The sequence below is a fragment of the Aureispira anguillae genome, assembly GCF_026000115.1.
Lineage (GTDB): Bacteria > Bacteroidota > Bacteroidia > Chitinophagales > Saprospiraceae > Aureispira > Aureispira anguillae.
On record NZ_AP026867.1, the window covers coordinates 1,182,514 to 1,205,681 of the forward strand.

Sequence of the window (23,168 nt, forward strand, 5' to 3'; positions counted from 1 at the left end):
GTATAAAAAAATTAAGACATGAAACATTTGTTAGTTTTGTTATCGTTTTTTTTAATGATTAATGAGTATAGTATCGCACAACAACAATTAATTGCTAATAGCAATACTCAGAAGGTAAAGGATGGGGAAAAGGATGTTAAAATTGTTATTGGTAAACCAGCTCCTAAAAAAATGAATCAATCTGAAGCTTTATCGGACGAAATTAGGCGACAAATTGAATTGGATCTAAAGGAACGGGTAGAAAATGGGAATGGTAGAAGTTCTACAGGGCAAACTATTATTAAACATAATTTTGCGACCAAAGATATAGATCGGGTAGCATTTAGTGAGGAGAGAGCCAATAAAGCTAAGACCGAAAATGCTGAAAAAAAGGAGGCTGTTAAGCAGTCTGTCTTGAAGGGAAAGGCGACCGTAATTAGGGCAAAAGATCAAATAGCCTTAGCCAAAGATTGGCTCGCAGAAGATAAAAAAAACAATAAGATTTCAGAAGATGAATATCGTACTAGAAAAGCTAATATTGAGCGAATAGAGCAAAAAACAAAAGATCTAGAAAGGAAGCTTTTGAAGGGAAAAGAAAGCATGTAAAATGATTTATAGGTTCAAGTAATTAGCCATTCTGTTAGATTGACTACTAGTTTACTTTGTTTAGCTGCGCTGCTAGGTTAGCTAGCTCCCTGAGGTCGGTTCGTTATCACTCGTGAGCCAGCAAGCTGGGTTCATGAGGTCGCTACGCTTAGTTCGTACCTTGTGAGCCAGAAAACGGGATTCTGTAGGTTTGCGCTTACCCAAGAACTCCAATAAGGAATTTTGTTACGCTCTCTATTCCGCCAATAATCACCCAAATGCTCCCTCACTTTGTTCTCAACAAAGAGCAGACCTAGTAGTTGTGTCTCGAAGCGAATGTTTTTATAAGTAAAGCCTATCGTATATTGAATATAGGCAAAAGTTACCTTGTTTTATTTTGAAAACTAAGAATATTAGGTTTACGATCAAGAAGATTTTTTTTAATTAAAAAAATTAGTATAATTGCTTAAAATCAGAATGTTATAGACTAAGAATAAGCATTGATCGGATTTTTAAAAAACAATTAATTAACAATCATTAGTTTTGCTTCGTTAAGTAGATAAACAAAATTAGTATCCTAAATTAACGTGCATTTTTTAGCCTACAGGGCAAAAACCGAAGCTTTAGCGGGCTAACTAAGCCTGTGACCTCACGCAGCGAAGCAAGCAAAGCGAGGATTTTTAACCCAGCTAGAGTGTAAAAAGATGCTTACTGTATTCATAATTATTTTTGTCCATCTAAGTACTTACTTAAAGCAGAACATATTCCCCCTAGTTGTTATCGTTAAGTGTTGGGGGAATCCCTAATAGTTAAAACTCAAAAAAGATGAAAACGTTTTTATTATTGAACCTTTTATGGTTAATCCCCTTGGTGGGGTATTCCCAATGTAATGGAAACCAAAATTTAGATTTGTATTGGATTGGTGGCAATGGAGATTTTAATGACATTAGCCAATGGGAGGTAGGCAGTCTGGGGAGCGGTGTCCATCCTTGCCAACTACCTCGTTCTACCGATAATGTATTTTTTATGGCAGCAGCATTTAATGGTAGTGGGCCAATTACCATTACTATTAATAACAATTCAAGCTGCAAAAATATGTATTGGGACAATGCAATACTTGCAGCAGATATGCCAACGATAAGCAGTGTGGCTTCTGTTGGGCTCAATTTGGATATTTATGGTGCTTTAGAACTCGCCACTAATATGGACTTTAAATTTGCAGGACAATTGCGCTTGCGTTCTCAATTTAATGGAATCGTTCCCATAAGAACAAATGGTCAGAAACTAAGATTGTGGAATGTACAATTTGATGGTTCTAGCACAACGATATTTGAGTTGCAAGATGATTTTTATGTGGATGATATTTTAGAAAAAAATCATTCTGGAACTAGGCAAGGCTTGGTGCTTTTGAATGGTGGAACATGGGACACGAACGAAAAAACGGTGCGTTTTGATTATTTTAACTCGATTAATACCAATATCGGAAGAGGCTTAGATATATCTAATTCTGTTATTAATATTCATGGTAGTTACCCTTATGCTTACCATTGGCGACTCAATTTTAATAGTGGGAGTGGCAATTACACTATTTTTGATGCTACGGGCTCAAAAATTCATTTCCAAACGTACACAGGAATCAGCTGGTCTAAATTATTTTCGGGAGGAATGGGGCTTATTTATGATACCTTGGTTTCGGAAGCGCCCATTCATTTTAGGGCAGGGAAACAGACTTTTGATTATATATTACTAAAAGATAAGGCTTCTTATTCACATGATATAACGCTTGATGTACAAGATTTGTATGTAAATTCAGGAACACAACATACCTTCTTTTACCAGAAAGATACCTTAATTGTTGGTGATATTCATGTACTGCCAGGATGTGACCAATTTGTCACCTTTAATGCTAGGCTTGAGACATGGAGCACTATGGTCGGGGTTGTCAGAAAAAAAACACCAGGAACCTTAACAACAGATCGTTTTATACTTTCTGATATGCAGTGTGATACAACAGGAGGTCGTTCTTATATTTCCAATAATAGTCTTAGCGTTGGGGCAACCGACCCTTGGTGGACTATCAATCCCCCCACAGCGGGAAAAGATTTTTATTTTCGTGATCGGAGTGGTGGGCAGGAATGGAAGGACCCCAATAACTGGGATATATGGAATGGAGTAGCCTTTGTTCCCAATTCAGGAGGTTGCTTGCCTTCTCCTATTGACGATGTTTATTTTGATCACCTTTCATTTCCTAATAGTTCCAAACTGTTGTTGGTAGATACCTTGGCGACTTGTCATGACATGCATTGGTTATCAACGGTAGCGACAGGAGCAAGTATGCGTTTAAATTACATTCTAAATTCCTATGGTTCTATCTATCTCGATGCCAATATGACCCAAATAAATGGCACGTTTTGGATTTGTCATGGAGCAGACCCCGATACGATCTCAACGCAAGGAGTGAAAATTTGGCTAGATATGCGGCTGTCAAAGTATAGCAATTATTATATAGTAGGGGATCATGACGCTAATACAATAGATTTTGATGGGCGTTTCCTTTATGGTTTGCAAAAGTCAACCCTACAAACCAATGCTATTCAAATGAAATTGGTCTTTTTGTATGTGTACAATCGAATTATGGACAGTACACAAGTTCATTTTGGATATACGAATGGGCGATTTTATGATTATGGATACGATACCTTATCCTATACAGGAAATACAACATTTCACTTAGATGCTACTAGTCCTAGTGGGGATGTTTCGATATATCCAGGAACCACTCCTAATATTATAGGCAATTGTTATGCTTATTTTAGAAATGGTAGGCATGAAGTACAAGGGGATTTAACCTTGAATGAAAAAGCAGCTTGGTATCCTACCATTCATCCTAGTTATTATGTGGAATTTGAGATAGCGGGAAGCATGGCTTTGTATCAGGGAAATCTGACTTTGACCGCAGGAAAAAGTTATATTTTTTCTCCCAATCCTATTTCTTATTTGACCGTAGCTGGACATTTGAATGCGGTTGGCGATTGCCAGAACTTTATACAATTTCGAACACAGAATGGCAACCCTGTTCCTATTACAGTGAATGATGTTGCTTCTTCATCTATAGCGTATACTTATTTACAGGGCTGGGATAATTCAGGGAATACCCAGTTGACGACCATTAACTCAATAGATGGTGGCAACAATACGAATTTTAATTTTGGAGTTTCAGGCTCTGGGGTGACATATTATTGGCGAGCCGATAAAAACAATCCAACGGACTTTGTGGGAAACTGGGATGATGCTGGGCATTGGACAACCAATCCTGCGAGTTTGGTTGGGGATAGTTCTTGTATTCCTACTTTATTGGATTCCGTTATTTTTGACCAACTTTCTTTTTCTCCTACAAGCAATGGCTGTATTATAGGAGGCTATGCCTTTTGTAAGACCCTAATTTGTAAAGAAGATATTGCGCTTCAAAGTGCAGGTGTTGCATCTAGTGCAGGTTTTTTGTACATAGCGGAGAGCTTTCATTTGGATCATAATATGACCAATTATAGTTATTTCGGAGGAATTTATTTTGTTGGTTCGGGGGATATTAATACCAATGGAACCACTTTATACAGCCATCGAGTCTATTTTGATAATAGGAATGGAACTTGGAATTTGCAGAACGATTTAAATTTAGATAATTCTACCAACCCTGCCTATGGAGCACTTTATTATTATGGAGGTATCCTGAATACCAATGATTATAATATAAGAGCTAGTATTTGGACAACAGCTTATTCTAGGGCTCCAATGACTTGGAACCTAGGGCAGTCAACCATTGATATTTATGGTAGAACGGATTGGTCTAGTTATGTTTTTGGAGGGGCTTATATGGATAGCTTGCAAATTGATGCGGATTCTTGTATTATCAATTTAGACAATTCGGTTACGGCTAATCGAAATTATAAGATGGCTTCTTCTGCCCAAATCTATCCAATTCATTACAATAAGGTTAATTTCTTAGATACAGACAATAGAAATAACTTGTATGGTCTAAATGCAACGTATCGATTTATAAAATTTGATGGAGACATGCTGATTCAGCACAACTTTTCATGCGATAGTGTTTGGTTTTCGGGAGGTCATTTTTATTATTTAAACCAAAATGTAATCTTAAACCTAAATGCTCCTCACGGTAAAATTCTGACCAATGCAGGACCAGGAGCTTTTGTTAACTTGGAGACCTATCAGACGGGACAAACTTCCTATATACACAAGGCTTATGGCGATGCTTTTTGTTTGGATTATATCAAAATTAAGGATAATCAAGCGACTAAAGATCCGCTTGCTGCTGTTCCTGCTGCCTATCAAGTTATTCATTCTTTGTTAAAATTTGAAACAGGGGTCAATAGTGATAATGTAAATGGGACAGCAACGGGAATCTGGGATTTTTCATTGCCAGTTTTAGTTAACCCCACCGTAACTGGTGATACCTTGGTCGATTTTTGTACGTTTTCTAATACACAGTTGGTGCCGATTGCGCTAGTTGGGAATTCTCCTTATAATATTTCTTACACTTGGACAGACAATTTGGGAAATTCAGGCATACAAGCAGACACCTTAGTGGCAGATGACGATGGAGATGATAATACTCCATTCATTTATTATGCCACATTTTCTAATACCAATGCCGCAACAGTAATCTATAATTTGGAATTAACGACCTTTAGATGCGGCGAAAAAACACCTCCAATAACAACTACCATTGTTGCCAATTCGCCTGTTCCTAATATTTTGGTTGCAGTAGACCGAAATGATACCTGTACTTCTTTTAATGATCCAAGGTGGTTAACCTTTGTGGAGGACATAGATGATCGCCCCATTTTATCGATTCAAGATCAAATTAATACAACAGAAACGGATTCTTTAGGACTGTTGGCAATAGGGGTGGATTTTGATGCTACAGTTCAATATTGGGGAACAACACCTTATTTGCAGCGCCACTGGAGGATAGAACCAGAGCATAATCATGCAGCCAATGTTCGGGTTTATTTTACACAAGAGGAATTGGATAGTTTAAAAGCGCATACTTATCATGGTCAGTATGGGTTGCCTTTTAGTGCAAGTACCGATATTCAAGTTCGAAAATTTGACAGCGGTATTATTGGTGTTGGTCCTTCTTCTGTATTACCTCACACCGTTTTATCGTGGAATTCAAGCAATAATCAGCCCTTTTCAACCACGACAGATGTTATCGGAATAGAGTTTAATACGCCTTCTTTTTCGGCGTTTATTATAGAACCTACCAATCTAGCTTTATTAGCTACAGAGTTGGTTTCGTTTGAAGCAACTGTTACCAATAAACAAGCGGTAAGATTAAACTGGAGAACTGAAGATGAAAAGGATTTGATCTATTGTGTTGTAGAGCGTTCTAGGGATGGTTTTTCTTTTGAAACAATCGGAAAAGTCCAAGCATTAAATAGTCAAAGGGACAATAATTCTTATACCTTCTTAGATACGAAAGCCTACCCAGCGATCTCTTATTACCGTCTGCGTTTGGTGGACAAGGATGGTAGCGTCAAGTATTCCCCTATACGAGCTGTAGAACTAGATGGTGTTTCTTTGATGCGTGTTTTCCCTGTGCCTGCGAGTGATCAGTTGACAATATCGTTAAATAGTTCGAGTGCTGCATCAATTCAAATTGAATTAGTGGATCAGTTGGGACGAGTGCTTCAAAGGGGGAGTCATTCAATAAGCGTAGGGCAAAATACCCTGAAGTTGGATACTCAGGCATTGAGTGCTGGAATTTATTTGTTGCGTTTGACCAATCGTCAAGGGCAGGTACAGCAACGAAAATTTATGGTAGATCAATAATACTTGGTGGGTTAGCCCTAGCCAATGGAGGTGATGGCTAACCCCGCTTTTTAATTGAGTATGTCAATGGATTTGCTGATGGTCAATCAATCAATATCTTTTATGCTTTATTTAGTTCTTGTCAGTACCGCTTAAAAATCAGTAACTTTAGTGTTTGGTTTGCGTAAAAAAGGAGAGGGGATAGTGTGCATATGGCTAAGCTTCTTTTGAAAATTTATTTAAAAGACCTATTTTTAGCTAAAATAGAAGTGAAGTGTACTATAATATGGTGTTCTTCGTTAAAGATAGAGGAAAACACTTCAGGATAAAATACCTTTCAAAGACATTGTATAAAATTTTATTATGAGAAGACTATTGTTGATTATTGCCGTTGCTTGCACTCCATTATTAACAAAGGCACAGTTTAATTGGGGCCATAATTATTTTGAAGTAGGTCTTGGTGGTGGTGTTATGAACTATTCTGGTGAGCTAACCAATTCAATTTTCGATTTTAAACACGTACATTTTGGCGGGGCATTATTTGGTCGATATAATATAGGCAAGTTTTTGAGTCTTCGTCTTCAGTTGGCATTGGGATCTGTTTCTGGAAGTGATGCAGATGCACCAGATTTTAGAAACCAAGTGCGAAACCTAGATTTTAAATCTCATCTTTTTGAGGGGTCTTTTATTGTAGAGGCGAATCTAATGGGATTTCAGCCAAGAGGACACGAAAAGATGTTCTCACCTTATGTATTTGTAGGTTTGGGCATTTTTAATTTTAACCCTTATACCACCCATTTTGATCCCAATTTAGATGGGCAATTGGTTTATTTGCAAACGATGAATACAGAGGGGCAGGGTAGTGCTACCTTTTCTAATAGAGCTCCTTATTCGACCACGCAAGTTTCTATTCCAATGGGAATTGGGGTTAAATATGCGATTAATAGCAACATTAGTATTGGTCTTGAAGTGGGTTTCCGTCCTACTTTTACGGATTATTTAGACGATGTTGGTCAAACTTATCCTGTTAATGCATTGACTGGTGAACCCTTCTATGATCAAACGCCTTATTTGGCAGGACAATACGGAGATAAATCGGCACAAGAGTTATTTTCAGATAAGAGTTATTCTTTCATTTTGACAGACTTACAAAGTAGAGCAGCAGGAAGCGGAGCAAGCATCAACGCAGAACTGGCAACACACATACAGAATATGTCTTTGAGCGAATTTCTAAATTATATCACGCCCTATCTTGCTGATCCTAGTTTGGCGGCAGCAGGCTCTAAGGAAGAGGCTGCTATTGCAGAGTACAATGGTTATATTAATGCAAGAGGTGGAAATTTAGTGCGAGGAGATAAACTCAACGATTGGTATGTTTTTACAATGGTTACCGTATCTTATAACTTTATAGAGAATGGCTTAGTTGGGTTTAGAAAACGTCGTAAAAGAAGAGCAGGGTGTAAGAGTTCTCAATTTTAAAAAAACGTTTATTAACTCGCTCAATCAAGTGTATAAAATGTGCCAATTTTTTCAAGTCTTGTGAAATTTGAAATAAATTGGCACATTTTTATTTGCCTGACAAAGGAGAACATTTAGGATCTTTGAACAAATTATGTGGGTTGTTAAGGTTTCCAACGTTTAATTTATATTCCATAATAGTAAACTATATAATGGCTAAAATAGTCCCTTTTATTATAATTCTAATTGTGTCTTTGTCTTTTACTGTAAACGCACAATTTTTAGAAATTGGAGGTTATGGAGGAGGGCTTAGTTTTAATGGAGATGTTAATGAGGGGGGAATGCTTGCCAATTCTAGTGCTGGTTTTGGTGCTTTTATACGTTATAATCCCCATCCTCGATTTGGTCTTTCTTTAGGTTTTATCAAAGGAAGTCTTGAAGCTAAAGACAGAACTTCTCAATTGCCTCATATTCGAGAACGAAACCTAAGTTTTAGATCTGATTTGACGGAGTTTTCGCTTATCTCTGAGCTTAATATTTTATCTTTTTATCCTCAAAAAGACGTCTATGCATTTGCCCCTTACTTGGGGGCAGGGATTGCCGTTATACTATTTAATCCAACCGCAAAATACAATGGAGAATGGGTTGAATTGCAGAAAGTGGGCACAGAAGGGCAAGGTTTGGAGGGCTATCCTAAAAAATATAACTTAGTTCAAGTTGCCATTCCAATCTTATTTGGGCTCAAATACTCTATAGGAGGACGACTCAATATAGCGGTTGAGGTAGGATATCGGTTTACCTTTACCGATTATTTAGATGACGTTAGTACGGTGTTTGTTTCTCCTAAAGAATTGATTAATAGTAGCGAATTGGCGGTGGCTTTATCCAATAGAACAGAAGAATATACAGGCGCACCTGCTAATCATTTGATTGGTACTCGTAGAGGCAATGCCAATAACAATGATGGCTATTTGACAATGGGAGTGCGCATATCGTTTAGTCTCTACGCTAAAAAGGCTTATCCTCAGAAGAAAATCGAGTACAAAATTAACAAATGGTTTTAGCATACAACAGGAGATTAATAGCTTGAAACTATTCCCTATATATAAAATATTTTCTTACCAATATTGATTACTTATTTGTATTTTTAAGGATAGAACATATATACATACCACTGCTAATCTATCCTTACTTAATATGCGACAACTTTTCTTCTTGGTAATAATTGGTTTAATCTCTAATTCAACTTTTGCTCAAAAGAATTGCACAGAGCTTATTTATCAAGTAGCTGATGCAGGGTGGATTAGCCAATCAATGACATTAAGTACGCCTGCCAACCAAGATTATTCTATTCGTTTTGTTAGCTCATTAAGGGGGCTAACGGCAACAATTACTTCCACCAATAATTTATCGGCTATAACAAAAGAGGATTACTGGCTCTTTACTACTGAAGATAATGAAAGAAAAGCTTTTTGTTTCATAGACAAAACACGTCTCGTAGAATTGGAGAATCAATCTTATTATGTCAATACAATAGCTTTGAATTGGAGTGGTTTAGAATGGTTGGCAACACATAAAGTGGTAAGCTTTACAGCGATGGGAAAAGCGCTAAAAGAACGGCTTATTCCAGAGGTTAAAATGCCCAAGGTAGGAACCAAGTCGTTTTTTAATTTATCCAAGTGTTTTTATCATACAATCGACAAAACAAGGATTGTAAATATAGAAACAACCCCTTTGGATGAGGAGCAATTAAAACAAATGAAGTTACCGCCATCAACAAAGGCTATGTCGCTTCAATTTAATACCATAGGGATCGATGCCGAGCAACAATTGGATCGCTATCGAGGAGTCGATCAACCCAACTATGCCAAGGGCTTGAGTCGCATGGCCGAATTATACCAAGCAGCCAATGATCCTGTAAAGGCAGAGCAGTATTATTTGGAGGCACAACAGAATATATTACAGTTCTCAGGAGTTGATTATACCGATTATCCAAGTTTACTGAATAGCTTGGCTGCATTTTATGAGCAAGTTGGAGATGTTCAAAAAGCAAAAAAACATTATGAAGATGCTAAAGTACTCGTAGAACGAATATTTGGTCAGCATCACCCTCAATATCCAATCACGTTAAACAACTTAGGAGCGCTACATTTATCAGTAGATGAGTTTGACAATTCAGAAGAATATCACGAACAAGCTCGTTTGTTGTTAGAAGAAGAATTTAGCACTGATCATCCTGAGTATACCACAACATTGGGGCATTTATCCAATTTTTATTTGGTAAAAAAAGACTACAAAAAAGCATTGGAAGTTTTGATGAATTTATCCAAAAACTTAGTCCATCAACTCTATAGCTATTATCCTAGTTTGAATGAGGCAGAACGTCTAAAGTTTTTAAAAAAAATTAACCAAACCGTGCATCAATTTTATTCTGCTGCCATCCAACTGCTGCCTACTATACCAGAGTTGAGCAACGAAGTAGCAAATATTAACTTGGCAATAAAAGGATTGGCACTAGAAGGGAGTATATCTACTCGGGCAAGTTTACTGACGGCAGGGGATAGCCTATTGCGCAACCAGTACTATAATTGGCTAGGAGTACGTAGACAATTGGCACAAGCTGCTGTTATTCCTAAATTAGAACGAGAAATGTTGGGCATTAATCTAAAAGAGTTGGATGAGCGTGCCTTAACATTAGAATCTGAACTAAGCGCTGCTTCTGGTGCCTTGGCCAATCAATTTAGGTTGCGCCGTCAACAAGTAACGGTTGATAGCATTCGAAGGGGCTTAAAAGCTGGAGAAGCAGCGATTGATTTTATTCATTTTAATTATCACAATGGTAAGGATTGGGAGGATTCAATTCTTTATTATGCGGCCGTCATAAAAAAAGAGCAAAAAATGGTTCAAATGATACCGCTTAGCGATCATAAAAAATTGCAAGATATTCTTAATATCAACATCACGCAACATAGCCAGAGCTATATCAATAGCCCTTTGACCAATAGAGAGTTGTATGATATGGTTTGGGCACGATTAGAGACGGAGCTAAACAATGTAAAGCGAGTCTATATATCCCCAAGTGGCTTGTTGCATCAAATTTCTTTTGGAGCATTGCGCAATAAGAATAACAAGCATCTGGTTGAGCAATATGAAATTTTAAATTACGGCTCTTTTAGAGATTTTTTCTACCCTACGCAGACCCAAAATAAAAACCGAGATATTGTTTTGGTAGGAGGGGCAAAATTTAGCATTGATTCTGCCAAATTGGTGGCTTTGGTTCATAAAATGAAAGACTCTACCCAAGCCATCACGCCTGCCGATTTATATGCTTATGCCAATACTGCCTTACCGTTAAGTCGTGCGCTGGCTAGCAATTTTTCTAGAGGAAATTTATTTTTTAATTATTTGGCAGGAACCAAAGAAGAAGTAGAGACCATTGATACTTTATTAAAAAAACATCAGTGGAAAACGCATAAGTACATTGGTGAAGAGGCGCTAGAGGATAAGGTAAAAAAGCATTCTAGAAAAGAAGCACCTTATATTTTGCATATCGCTACGCATGGTTATTTTTTTAGACCACTTAGCCCTAGCCCTGTTGGGTCTAAGGAGTTTTATAAACAGATTATTTATGCACAAAATCCCTTGATGCGCTCTGGTTTGGTATTGACAGGAGCCAATCGGGTGTGGCAGGGCAAACGCCCCATAGAGGGGCTAGATGATGGAATTTTGACCGCTTATGAAATTTCTAATTTGGATTTGCATCAGACCGATTTGGTCGTCTTGTCTTCTTGCGAAACAGGTTTGGGGGATGTGTACGATAGTGAAGGTATTTTTGGCTTACAACGTGCTTTAAAATCTGCTGGGGTTCGCCAAATGTTGGTGACCTTATGGCGGATTCCCGACAAAGAAACGGCGGAATTGATGGGGCATTTTTACCATTATTATTTAAAAACTAAATCTGCCAGCCAAGCATTGAGAATGGCACAGAAAAAAATGCAGAAAAACTACACGGCTTTTTATTGGGCTGGTTTTGTATTGATTGAATAGTTTATGGTGGAGTCACACAGTTAATCGTATTCAATTATTATAGGAGTGCTACGCAGTTGATTGTTAAAATGATGTAATTTTATTATTTAATTGGTAGTTGTTTGATAATCAATTGGGTATAAGGTGATTTTTTACTTTTTTTACAAAAAAAACAAAAAATAAATGGAGTATTAACAAAATATACAGGTAACATTTTACGAGTTCAGGCCATATATTTATAAAATCCTATAAAAACTAGTTAAATGTTAAACCCTGTTCCCAAACAATATAAGTATTAAATAAGGTTGCCAATTAGTAAGTGTTTTTTACGATAAAAAATGGAGAATTATTTTTTGTGCTATACAAAATAATTATATCCCCCCTTTGATCATGATGAAGTTTATGAACTCCGCTTCATAATGATGTTTAATATTTGCTTGGATTGCGTTAGACATTTTGCTAGCAAAACCAATTCAAAATGACAAATTTTTCAAATCAGGGTTACGATCCTGTCGTCGTGCAACGTGTGCTCGACTTTTTAAATGCAGCAGAAACCCCAGCTGACATTAGTGCTATTAGTTACCTCCACGATCAACTTAATCTACCCAATGCTTATGAAATAGGTGAAGTAGTTGCGCAAAGAATTTTAGAGAAGCGTAAAAAATTACCAGACGATCAGTTTGTTAATTTGAACCAGTTAGATGATGTTCAGGGTTTTGGAGTCGATAAGTTAGATAGTTTAATCCAAGCCTTTAGTGAACGAAAACCCGCCAAAGCTCGCAGCTTTCCTACCGTTGATTTGTTTAGGTTTACTACTTTTCGACAACCTGAAAAAGTGATTAGACCCGCAGTTCCTTTTGCATATGTGCAATATAATCACAGCACTAAGCAAACGTCAAAAGCTAAACAAGAGACCAATGAGTTGCCAAGCTCACAAGCGTTCGTTGAGCAATTTGATGCTTTATGGGCATTCAGTCATTGGCTTTACGAAAACAAGGCTTCCTTTCACTTAGAAGCGTTAGAAAAAAAGATCAACCTAAAAGTCTATCAATTGGATGAGGCAGCAAAGATTTGGGCTGTCCTATTGGCTGAAATTCGCTTGCAGCAGGATGTCTTTTTACGTCAAGCTTGTTTAGAGTTATTAGTGGGGCATAATTTCTTAGCAGCCTACCAACAAGCTACGAGAGAGAAAGCTACAGATCTGTTGCAAGATATTGACTATTGGCGTCGTATTGCGAAAGCTACAGTCATTTTGCCCAAAGAACTGTTTAATGGACAACAGGCTATTTCTAACAACCAATTAAAACAAGGTGATGGCAATACTACCCAAAACAAACAGTATAGCAAGATTCATCAAGCGCTTATTGCTACTCAAATCATAGATCAACAAGTAGCATTAAAAGAAGAATTCTCTTGTCTGCAACCAGTTTATGAAGCAGAGAAAGAAGCAGCGGAAAAAATGGCCTTCGAACGTTATAAAAAAGAGATTGAACCTTTGGAGCAACAGCTCGCAGAAATCTTAGAATCGTTCATGGATCAAAACCAATTGAGTGACCTAGATGAAGCTACGCTAGAGCGCATATACAGAAAGGTTAATATCCCAGAGTTCCGTTTTAGTTTTCCCAATAGTTTGTCAAAAGAGTTTACCAAAGGAAAGTTATCTAAAACTGCCACTAATTTTATTGCAAATCACAAATTGGAAAATAAAGAGCTGATAACAGCAATTAATTTGTTGGAGCAACAAGAAAAAATTAGCCAAAAACAACTCGCAGGTCGCTATCAAAAGTTTGTAAAAGAAATTTTTGCTTATTCTACGGCTGTAAAACCACGTATTTATCATGCTTTTAATTTTAGTTGGCAGGAAGATTTATTAGCTCAAAAGCACTTTTATTTTTCCTTTAATGCAGGTTATACGAATGCTCATATCAAAGCGCTAAAAGCTAGTCTAACCATTGGAGAAAAAACACAAGAAACGGAAGAGATACAATTGTTGTCCAATGAGTCAGAAGTCTTACTTTTAGAATTGTTTAGTGGGTTTAGTACTGACAAACTGAACCCAAACACTGCAACAGGGAAACTGAATATAAAATTGCAGTTGGACAATGGCCAACAATTTGAACTCGAAAAGGCATTCCACTTACGCTCTCGTCAAACCAGTGGCGTTTTATACCCTTTCTCAGACTTGCTCAAAGCGAAAAAGGTTAGACCAACCGACTTGTATGGAATTACACAGTTGGGAATTGCAGATTTTCGAAAAGTAGAGCAAAATCTCTGTTGTTATGTACCTGGAGAAGTTTCTCATATTGAAAATGTGATGGCTCGTGAATACAAAGAAAAAGCGACCAGAAATTTAATGCGTTCAGAAAATACCTTTGAGACAACAACAGAAAAGGAGGTGGAAGAATTAAACGATACCACGACGACGACTCGTTTTGAAATGAACTCAGAGGTAGCCAATGTTATTAATAGAGATCGCAGTTCCAACTATGGATTTAATGCCAGTGTCAATGGAAAAGCCAAATTGTTTGGGCAAGAAATCGGCTTTAATGTAGGCGGTTATGGTGATTTTTCCTTCGCTACTTCTTCTCAAAATTCCAATACAACAGCTAGAACTTACGCTGAGGATGTCACCAGAAGAGCACTAGAGCGCATTGTCCAAAAAACCTCGACCAAGCGTACTTCGACTGTGATTAAGGAGTTTGAACAAAACTACAAACATGGTTATGACAATAGAGAGGGAAAAGAACATGTTACAGGGGTTTATCGTTGGGTAGATAAAATCTATAAAAATCGAGTGGTCAATTATGGCAAACGTCTGATGTACGAGTTTATGTTGCCAGAACCAGCCCGTTTCTTTTATCAAACAATTTATGAGAAAGCCAATGATAACAACAATTCTGGAGGGGGTGACCCAGGGGCAGGAATTGATGTTCCTGTAAAACCTACCGCTCCTACTATTAATAGTCATTTGGATATTACCAGAGATAATTATGCCCAGTTGGCAGCGAGTTATGGTGCGAATGTAGACGCTCCTATGAACCCCACGGCTGAGGTTAACATCCCTGTTGCAGAGTCTATTGGAGGAACAGACCAAGCTAAGACTTTTTCTTACCAAACCTTGCAGATCCCAACCAATTACCAGTGCCATTATATTCAACTGAAAGTTACATTTGGTTATCAAGCTAATTGGTTTTTTGGTTATCCAGAATGTTATTTTAGAGCTTCTTTTGCAGGAAAAAATTGGAGCTACCCAAGTGCTTTACAAGGTACTGGTACCAAAAGTAACGTCACCAAATCTTATAATTTATCCCCAAAGCAAACAGGAATGATTCCTGTTGTCATCAATACTCGTAGGATTAAAAACTACAATGGCACCGTACGTGCACTTTGCCAGTTAGATCCTCAGGTTTATGAGCAATGGCAACAATCGACCTATCAATCTATTATGGATGCTTATGATGCAAAGTTACAGGCTTATAATGCTGCTGTAGCTGCTCAACAGGCTGCTAATGATGCCGCTGCCGCTGCTGCCAACGCTGCTCAAGATGATGATGCCACCAATCCAAGTCACAATAGTGCGATGAATTTGGAAATCATTACAACAGAACTTAAACGTTTGTGTATTGAAATGATGACCCGACCATTTGGGTTGCCTATGGGACAGGGCTTTTACGGTAGTACTTGTAATGATATTCCTAGCCTAAATCTGGGAACGGAATTGGATCGATATAGTGCTGTTGTTAAATTCTTTGAACAAGCTTTTGATTGGCAATTGATGGCCTATACTTTTTATGCTTATTATTGGGCTGACAAATGTACCAAATGGCAAGATTTGCTACAACGTCAGAATGGTGTCGATCATATTTTTCAACGTTTTATTCAGTCGGGCATGAGTCGTTTAGTAGTACCTGTTCGAGAAGGATTTGAAAAAGCAGTGTTGTACTTTATGGAAACAGGGCAAGTTTGGAATGGTTTGGATGTGATTGTTGATATGAACAATCCGCTTTACCTCTCTATTTTGGAAGAGCTAGAAGAACCAACAGGTGATCAAGTAGGAGAGCCGTGGTATACCACTGTTCCATCTACGCTCAATATTATTCAGGGGCGTTCTGCTTATTTGAACGAAACTGGTTTGCCTTGTTGTGGAGAATTAGAATCCGAATCAGGGGGCACCAATTTATTGGGGAGCAATGAAAAATTAAAAGGTTTGAAAGAGTAATTTTTCGATCGTTGTTTTATTTAATACTCCGTGGATTATCAGAATAATTGCTACATTGAACAATGCCTTTGTATCGAACTGATAATTAATTGAGTACAATTTTTTTACGGAATACTATTTATTAGTAGCACCGATTTATTTTACTTAGAATAGGCTGGTGCTGCTAATTTTTACTAACCCCTAATAATAATACTTCGTGGATTAGTTCCCTACGGTCATGAGCGCTGTGCTTAGTTACTCCCTGCGGTCATGAGATAGTCGTTTAGTTTTTTTTGTTAAAAAGGATGTAACTTGTTAATAATTAACCTAATGCGATTTACTACATGAGCCTTCGGGTTTCCCACGAAGTAATGTAATAAAAAATCTTATGTTTAAGAAAAGCATTTTTGAACTGACAAACAAAGAGAGCCCTCTCGGAAATTGGATGGAATCTCAGCGTTTAAAGACAACACAAAAGCAACAGCAACGATTAAGTAATGATCGAAAAAATACAAATCTTAATAAGGCTCAACATCTGAAAAGTATAGGCAATAAAGTGTGCTCCATTCTTTATACAGAAGCCAATAATGACAACAGTCACACAGAAGTATTTAAGAAGTTTGGCTGGAAATTGAGAAACGAGTACAACGGTCATGCTTGGTATGGCAAGGCAAGGGCTGGTGGGGTTTCTTCTGGCTTAGAAATTGTCAATGCCGTTAATAAAAAGACGAATTTGTATCGCCTAGATATAATTGGTCATGGGGGACCTAAAGGTATTTTCTTTGCTTGGGATCAAGCTCCTCAACATGGAGATAACTATGTTATGCCAAGTTTGATGGGTAGATCAGTTGAAGTAGTGGCAACTAAACGCAATTTATATGCAACAACAACACACAAAGCACAAGATTCTACTTTTATAAAAACTAAAGATGAAGATGGTAACGACATAGAGACGAACTCTCTTGCAGTCGTTGGGACGAAATCGGCTTCTTTGTATGATATTAACTTTTCGGTTTTTTCTAATGATGCTATTATAGAGTTTCATGGTTGCAATACTGCTGGACATCCTAGCTATGGTAATTGGAAAGATACCAGTGTTTGGTTATTTAAAGAAGATAACATTGCTTATTGGGCTTCTATTTTATTGTATCAAGCTGGCAAAGAAAAAGCAGTTGCGATTGGGCATTATGCAGGATCAGGTCCAGAAGGTACCTTGTTAAGCAATGATTATAGACAAAATAGGCGTATTGTTTATCATAATGGTACGGTCATTATAGATACTTATAAAACAGGAGATTTATGGCTCGATATTTTTACGAAAATGTTGTAATCTTGGTAGGATTCACAGCTCTATTGTGCTTATCTGCTTGTACCAATCCGAGCCAACCACCTGCTAAACAGTCAGAAAATAGGTTGTCTATGCAGAATAATAAAAGCTGTATTCAACTTGGTCATCAGCATTATAAGGTTATGCACGATAGTGTATACCAACAAGATAGTAGCCAACAATGGCAGTACATACAAAGTCTAAGTGAAGTTTCTACTTGCGTAAAAAGAGGAAAACGACATTCGGAAGTTGCCTACTTCTCTAAAGGTATTGACTATAGCGTTAGCCCTACAGAGGTATGGGTATTGCAAGCAATAGATAGCTTGTTTTGGGGGGATTTTTTAATCGTGCAAGCCCAAAACCCATCTAAATGGGTTGATTTTCAAGATAGTGTTGTTCTGGTGTTGGGAGCCAATCCATTAGTGAAAAACCCAAGCCAAATGGATCTTTTTTTTCCAGTAAAAGAAGTATTGGCACCTGCCCATACTTATGATTTTTTAATCAACAGTTATATAGCTGTTAATACAGCTAACATTAGCAAACAAGATACTTTTGTAGGAGTCCTAAAATATTTGCATCAACCTTATACAACACCTGCATCAACCTTTTTGTACAATGGTTTTTATTTAACCAAAGTAAATCCTATGCATTCCAAATAATATTACCATACCTAACAATAAAACCCCATCAACATGTCAAATAACAATTCTATTTTTAGTTTTAATCAAATTAATAGCCCTCTTGGCAATTGGCTGGACGAAGTAAAATTTAAGGTAACCGCTCTCAAAGGCGACTTTGTGCCATTAGGCATTCAGAATATCAAAAATAAAACAGAACAGGCGACCATTCAATTCTTAATTGAGATAGAGGAACAGGCTTTGAACCGAATTAGGATAGAGATTCTACATAATGGACAGCTTTATTATCAAGGAGAAATTGTGGATACCAATCGGTTGCAAGTAGGGCAGCACATTTGGGAATGGGATGGCTTCGATCAAAATGAGATTTTAGATACGGCGATTTTACGTAGCAATGCACTTTCCTTTCGTTTTATAGGATATAAGGGAGGGAGTTCCAAAACGCTACAACCTAGTCTCAACATCCAACGAAAGAAAAAACAGATACAATGGATGGATTTTAAAATTGATCGTCTACAAGCTCGAATCAACCTTGATCTGAGGGTAAATCTTGAAGATGGTGGAACGCAGGGGCTCAATAAAGCATCTAATGTGGATAGTTCTAGTATTAGTGTAAATGGAGGTATTGCTCCATTTTCAACCGCTAGCCGTTCTTATACTGCTTTAATTAATTTGGCGCTTAGAGGGCTTCAGTATCATTATGGGCGCAACAACAACCATCCATCTGGAAAAAATGTTAGGATTAACAATCAGCCTTATGAATTGATGGTATCGGCAAGCAATACGACTGTCAATAGCATGGAGGGAATTAAACTAATTTATCGTACCAATAAAAAACCTGGTCGAGCATCCAACCCAGGGACTATTACAGACCCTATTTCTCTACTGGGTAACATTATTACAAATGAGAAGATATTCTATACGGTTGGCTATATAGGTCCTTATTCAGGCGGTCCATTGATTGGTAAGTATTGGAACTATATTAGACCTGTTGATGCAGATACTGATTTTCGACATACCATAGCGCATGAAATTGGGCATGAAGTTCTAAAATCTTTTGGAGGAACGCCTTATTCATATAAACATAAGGGAACCAGTAATATTTTTCAAGGGGATAAAAAAAATCAACCTACACTTCCTAACAATGGCGAAGTGGATTTAATGAAATACTATGCCATCAATCCGCCAAGAGGGCAGAGTGAATATAGTATGTATATTGCTTCTTGTCCTAGAGCGATCATAGCAGAAGATGATGCTTTGGGGCTACTTTGGTGCAGTAAAATGACTTATAAATCATAATGCCTATTTTTCTATCTGTTCAGTATCTATTATGAAATCAATACTCCTTTTTATTAGTTTTTGTCTATTCTTGTTAAGTAGCTGTCGTTCTTATCATACCCAAACCTATCAACTTCATTTAGAAGTATATGATGCAAAAACAAAAGCAAATTTACAGCACGTATCTATTGGTTACTACCATAAGGGCAAAGAGCAGCAGGTGACTTACAAAATACAAGATCATACGGATCAGCAGGGAAAAGTCATCGTAGCGGCTCAGCAAGTCAGCCCCAAACAAAAAAGCTATCCTCCTAGGGTACCCGATTTTTGGAATATGCCTACTGTTTTGCATAAAGAAGGCTATGCACCTTATTATATTCAAATAGATAGTAGCTTTTTAGCACAGATAGCTGCCCAAGATCCTAAGAAAACTATTTATATGGATTCTATTTTTTTGAAACCATTAGAATAATTCTGGAGGTATTGTAGAATAATACTCCGTTGATTAGCTTGTTACACTCGGGTGATATTTTTTTTAATTATTAAGTAACTAGGATTTTAAATGGTGAAAGTGCATCATTTTGATTAACACCACATGCACCTTATTCCATTAACTCTTTGGCAATATTTTTACCTGTAATGGTAGATGCAGTCAACAACCCTGCAAACGCAGCTCCCCCAATTCCTGCAGTAGTGATGTCTTGCCCTGTTAAATAGAAATTTTTAATTGGTGTTTTGGGGCGTAAGAATTTTTGTTCAAAACGCTCAGGGCTATGTTCCAAGCCATACAATTCGCCTTTTTCGTAATTGACAAAATGTTTAGTGCTTAGTGCGCTAGATAGTTCATAATAAGCTACTTTTCCCTTTAGCTGGGGCTCTTTTTGGTACAAAATTTCCAAAAGTCGTTGTGCAAAGGTTTCTTTTAGTGCCTCGTACGCTTCGCCTCGTTTTTTCCAGCGTTTGCCATCCCATTGTGCAAAAGTTTCATACGGAATCAAGGTAATAATATCAATGGTACTTTTACCAGGATAGCGATTTGACCAATCTGGATCTTTGGCCGCAGGAAAAGAGATGTAAACCACTGGAAAGGGCTGTGTTTGGTCTTTAAGGTATCGGTCAATACACTCATCATGACTTAATTGCTCTGGATAAATCCAATAATTGGCTTTGGGGAGTGCTAATTCGTCTGGGTTGCCGTCCAAGCCAATATAGAGGCAGGCATGAGCTACCGAATGTTTTACTTTTTTGAGTTGCAGATCCAATTGATGTTGTTGAACACTAGCTTTAGGTAATAAGGATTTATAAGTGGTGAACAAGCCAGCATTGCTAATAATATGTTTCGCTCGAAATACTTTGCCGTCTTTCATTCTAACACCAACAGCAGTGTTCTTTTCTACGAGCACCTCTTCAACTTCTGCACTAATGAGGATGGTAGAACCTAAGCGAGCCAATACGGGTGCAATGGTAGCGACAATTTGAGAAGAACCGCCAATGGGGAAAAATCCCCCTGAGAAATAATGACGAACCAAGGATGCATGCATCGCAAAACTACTTTGTTTGGGCGCTAATCCGTAGTCGCCATACTGCCCTGTAAGCACCTTAATCAGTCTTTTGTTTTGGGTCAAGCTGCTTAACACCTCATGGGTGGTCTGTCTAGAATATTTGAGGTAAGGCTTACGCAAAAAGCCCCCTACTAGTTTGCTCCAAAGGGGAGACAAGGTTTTTTCTACAAAGAAATTTTTGCTGGTGGCACTTACCTTAAAAATTAAAGCAACATAAGCACGGATAGCTTGTTCTTCTTCTGGAAAATAAGCAATCATTTGTTCGGTCCAATTTCCTACCCCTTTGACATAATCATAGGTCTGATCTCCAATAACAATTCGATCATAAACGGCTCCCATATCAGCCCATTTTAGTGCTCCATCAGTGAGGTAATCAAATATTTTTTTCAGAATGCTAGTTTCTTTCTCCATGCTGCCTACATAGTGAATTCCCACATCCCATTCGTAACCTTTTCGCTTGAAAATATGTGTAAAACCACCTGCGGTATAGTGGCGTTCTAGTACCAGTACTTTTTGCCCTTTTTTTGCTAACATAACAGCAGCCGTTAGGCTACCAATTCCTGAGCCAATAATAATGGTATCATAAGAAGCTGCCAGTTGATGTTTTTTTTTGTAGGATTGGACCATTGGTACTTGTATTGTGTAGGATTAAATGTAAAATAGAGCGATTATACAAGATAGCGAATTGGATCAAGAGTAAAAAGGATAATGTTATTAATTTAATAGACCGTTGATTTTTTACGAAAAAAGCAAAGAGGTTTCTTTTATTTAATTGATTATCAGTGTAGTAGTGTGGTTTTTCTTGTTCAGGGTGCGTACTTAGGTCTTTTCTTCAATGGTTTGGTGCATGATTTTTTGGCGATGTTTTACTCCCCAATTGTAAAGTTCATAAATAATATCTTGGCAAGTTTCGCCATAATCTGTAATGGCATAAATAACGGTTACTGGACGAGTATCAAGAACTGTTCTAGTAATTAATTGATTCATTTCTAGATCTTTTAGTTCCTTAGAGAGCATTTTGGGAGTAATCCCATCTATGGTTCGTTGTAAATCTTTAAAGCCCATCTCCCTAAAATGAATTAGAGCACCTATGATTGGAATTTTCCATTTTCCACTAAAAATGTCTAAAGCATCACGTACAGCTAGTATTTTCTTGCTACAATCCTTTATGGATTGGTTGTTTTTTTTTGTCTTCATAATTTGGTGGTATACTTAAGGATACTACTATATTTTGTATATCTACTTTCAAAAATAAATTATTTGAAATACATTTACAAATATAATTGACAAACTTTTAAATTATTAAGATGATGAAAACAGATAAAAATATACTCCGAACACCAGAAATAGCATTTGCCAATCTTCCAGATTATCCCTTTGAATCTCATTATATGGAAGTAAATGGTTTGCGAATGCATTATCTTGATGAAGGAAAGAAAGAAAGCAAAGTGCTCTTTTTATTTCACGGACAACCTTCTTGGAGTTACTTGTACAGGCATATGATTCCAATTTTTGTACGGGCAGGCTATCGTGTGATTGCACCAGATTTAATCGGTTTTGGCAAATCAGACAAACCGACTAATTTAGCGGCTCATTCTTATCAGGCTCATGTAGATTGGATGTCCATTTTTGTTGAAAAGTTAGGAATAAAAAATGCAGCAGCATTTATGCAAGACTGGGGAGGAATGATAGGGCTTAGAGTATTGGCAAGGAAACCAGATTGGCTTTCTCGGCTTGTGGTTGCCAATACAGCTATGGCAGAAACCAAAGGTGTAGCAAAGTGGTTAATTCCTTCTGTGCTAAAAATATTGAGATTTTTAGCGGGGAAGGCAACCGTTGAAGATTTGGCTAAAAAACAGTCTTATGGAAATTGGGCGGCTTATTTCCAGCATTCTAAGGTTTTGGAGATTGGAGAAATTATGCAAATTTTGACCGAGAAGCAATTGACAGCAGGAGAGATGGCTGCTTATCAAGCGCCTTTTCCTGACGATAGGTATTATGCAGGACCAAGAGTAATGCCCCAAATTGTAGCCACTCAAGCAGATGAAAGTTATCAAGCTTGGCAAGCACTTAAAGAATGGAAACATCCTGCTTTAACTTTATTTAGTGATAAAGATCCCTTTTTAGCAGGGCAAGGTTATGACAAATTGTTCCAAACTAATTTGGAAGGCGCTAAAGGACAACCTCATATCACCATTACTGATGCTTCTCATTTTTTGCAGGAGGATAAAAGTAAGGAAATTGCAGACAAAATTGCAAACTGGTTAGCACAAACAAATTATTAG

The 23,168-nt window shown here is 37.4% G+C and carries 13 protein-coding genes; 11 read left to right on the forward strand and 2 right to left on the reverse strand.

Annotation, left to right across the window (positions count from 1 at the left end):
* The first annotated feature begins 18 nt into the window (after nt 1-18).
* The 10 genes from AsAng_RS04420 to AsAng_RS04465 all read left to right on the forward strand — a co-directional run bounded on the left by AsAng_RS04420 (nt 19) and on the right by AsAng_RS04465 (nt 19,793).
* Nucleotides 19-585, forward strand: coding sequence for a hypothetical protein (locus AsAng_RS04420; RefSeq protein ID WP_264791580.1), 567 nt, complete (start codon nt 19-21; stop codon nt 583-585).
* An 804-nt stretch (nt 586-1,389) separates the two neighbouring features.
* Nucleotides 1,390-6,417, forward strand: coding sequence for a T9SS type A sorting domain-containing protein (locus AsAng_RS04425; protein WP_264791581.1), 5,028 nt, complete (start codon nt 1,390-1,392; stop codon nt 6,415-6,417).
* A gap of 342 nt (nt 6,418-6,759) precedes the next feature.
* Nucleotides 6,760-7,875 (forward strand): type IX secretion system protein PorG, encoded by a 1,116-nt coding sequence (gene porG, locus AsAng_RS04430; RefSeq protein WP_264791582.1) that lies wholly within the window; start codon nt 6,760-6,762, stop codon nt 7,873-7,875.
* A 191-nt stretch (nt 7,876-8,066) separates the two neighbouring features.
* Nucleotides 8,067-8,918, forward strand: a complete 852-nt coding sequence (porG, locus tag AsAng_RS04435; protein ID WP_264791583.1) for a type IX secretion system protein PorG — start codon at nt 8,067-8,069, stop codon at nt 8,916-8,918.
* Nucleotides 8,919-9,051: 133 nt separating this feature from the next.
* A complete protein-coding gene (locus tag AsAng_RS04440) occupies nt 9,052-11,901 on the forward strand; it encodes a CHAT domain-containing protein (protein WP_264791584.1) in 2,850 nt (949 codons plus the stop codon).
* A 457-nt stretch (nt 11,902-12,358) separates the two neighbouring features.
* Complete coding sequence (locus AsAng_RS04445) at nt 12,359-16,099, forward strand: hypothetical protein (RefSeq protein WP_264791585.1); 3,741 nt, start codon at nt 12,359-12,361, stop codon at nt 16,097-16,099.
* A 367-nt stretch (nt 16,100-16,466) separates the two neighbouring features.
* Nucleotides 16,467-17,408 carry a hypothetical protein gene (locus tag AsAng_RS04450; protein ID WP_264791586.1) on the forward strand — a complete coding sequence of 314 codons (942 nt, stop codon included), beginning with the start codon at nt 16,467-16,469 and terminating at the stop codon, nt 17,406-17,408.
* Nucleotides 17,378-18,064, forward strand: a complete 687-nt coding sequence (locus AsAng_RS04455; RefSeq protein ID WP_264791587.1) for a VHS/ENTH/ANTH domain-containing protein — start codon at nt 17,378-17,380, stop codon at nt 18,062-18,064. The genes AsAng_RS04450 and AsAng_RS04455 overlap by 31 nt, the downstream gene beginning before the upstream one ends.
* A 33-nt stretch (nt 18,065-18,097) precedes the next feature.
* The gene (locus tag AsAng_RS04460) at nt 18,098-19,342 is read left to right on the forward strand and encodes a hypothetical protein (RefSeq protein ID WP_264791588.1); all 1,245 of its coding nucleotides are present in this window, start codon (nt 18,098-18,100) and stop codon (nt 19,340-19,342) included.
* A gap of 31 nt (nt 19,343-19,373) precedes the next feature.
* Nucleotides 19,374-19,793, forward strand: a complete 420-nt coding sequence (locus AsAng_RS04465) for a hypothetical protein (RefSeq protein ID WP_264791589.1) — start codon at nt 19,374-19,376, stop codon at nt 19,791-19,793.
* 130 nt (nt 19,794-19,923) lie between these two features.
* Here the strand turns inward: AsAng_RS04465 and AsAng_RS04470 are convergent, their stop codons facing one another.
* Both AsAng_RS04470 and AsAng_RS04475 read right to left on the reverse strand, forming a co-directional pair.
* The gene (locus AsAng_RS04470) at nt 19,924-21,510 is read right to left on the reverse strand and encodes a phytoene desaturase family protein (RefSeq protein WP_264791590.1); all 1,587 of its coding nucleotides are present in this window, start codon (nt 21,508-21,510) and stop codon (nt 19,924-19,926) included.
* 192 nt (nt 21,511-21,702) lie between these two features.
* A complete protein-coding gene (locus tag AsAng_RS04475; RefSeq protein WP_264791591.1) occupies nt 21,703-22,080 on the reverse strand; it encodes a winged helix-turn-helix transcriptional regulator in 378 nt (125 codons plus the stop codon).
* A gap of 110 nt (nt 22,081-22,190) precedes the next feature.
* Between AsAng_RS04475 and AsAng_RS04480 the strand changes: the two genes are divergently transcribed.
* Nucleotides 22,191-23,168: a haloalkane dehalogenase gene (locus AsAng_RS04480; protein ID WP_264791592.1), complete on the forward strand. Its 978-nt coding sequence runs from the start codon at nt 22,191-22,193 to the stop codon at nt 23,166-23,168.

Bases quoted from the DNA above. Each gene is read 5' to 3' on its own strand.
- AsAng_RS04420 (WP_264791580.1), top strand. From the start codon at position 19: ATGAAACATTTGTTAGTTTTGTTATCGTTTTTTTTAATGATTAATGAG.
- AsAng_RS04425 (WP_264791581.1), top strand. From the start codon at position 1,390: ATGAAAACGTTTTTATTATTGAACCTTTTATGGTTAATCCCCTTGGTG.
- porG (WP_264791582.1), top strand. From the start codon at position 6,760: ATGAGAAGACTATTGTTGATTATTGCCGTTGCTTGCACTCCATTATTA.
- porG (WP_264791583.1), top strand. From the start codon at position 8,067: ATGGCTAAAATAGTCCCTTTTATTATAATTCTAATTGTGTCTTTGTCT.
- AsAng_RS04440 (WP_264791584.1), top strand. From the start codon at position 9,052: ATGCGACAACTTTTCTTCTTGGTAATAATTGGTTTAATCTCTAATTCA.
- AsAng_RS04445 (WP_264791585.1), top strand. From the start codon at position 12,359: ATGACAAATTTTTCAAATCAGGGTTACGATCCTGTCGTCGTGCAACGT.
- AsAng_RS04450 (WP_264791586.1), top strand. From the start codon at position 16,467: ATGTTTAAGAAAAGCATTTTTGAACTGACAAACAAAGAGAGCCCTCTC.
- AsAng_RS04455 (WP_264791587.1), top strand. From the start codon at position 17,378: ATGGCTCGATATTTTTACGAAAATGTTGTAATCTTGGTAGGATTCACA.
- AsAng_RS04460 (WP_264791588.1), top strand. From the start codon at position 18,098: ATGTCAAATAACAATTCTATTTTTAGTTTTAATCAAATTAATAGCCCT.
- AsAng_RS04465 (WP_264791589.1), top strand. From the start codon at position 19,374: ATGAAATCAATACTCCTTTTTATTAGTTTTTGTCTATTCTTGTTAAGT.
- AsAng_RS04470 (WP_264791590.1), bottom strand. From the start codon at position 21,510: ATGGTCCAATCCTACAAAAAAAAACATCAACTGGCAGCTTCTTATGAT.
- AsAng_RS04475 (WP_264791591.1), bottom strand. From the start codon at position 22,080: ATGAAGACAAAAAAAAACAACCAATCCATAAAGGATTGTAGCAAGAAA.
- AsAng_RS04480 (WP_264791592.1), top strand. From the start codon at position 22,191: ATGATGAAAACAGATAAAAATATACTCCGAACACCAGAAATAGCATTT.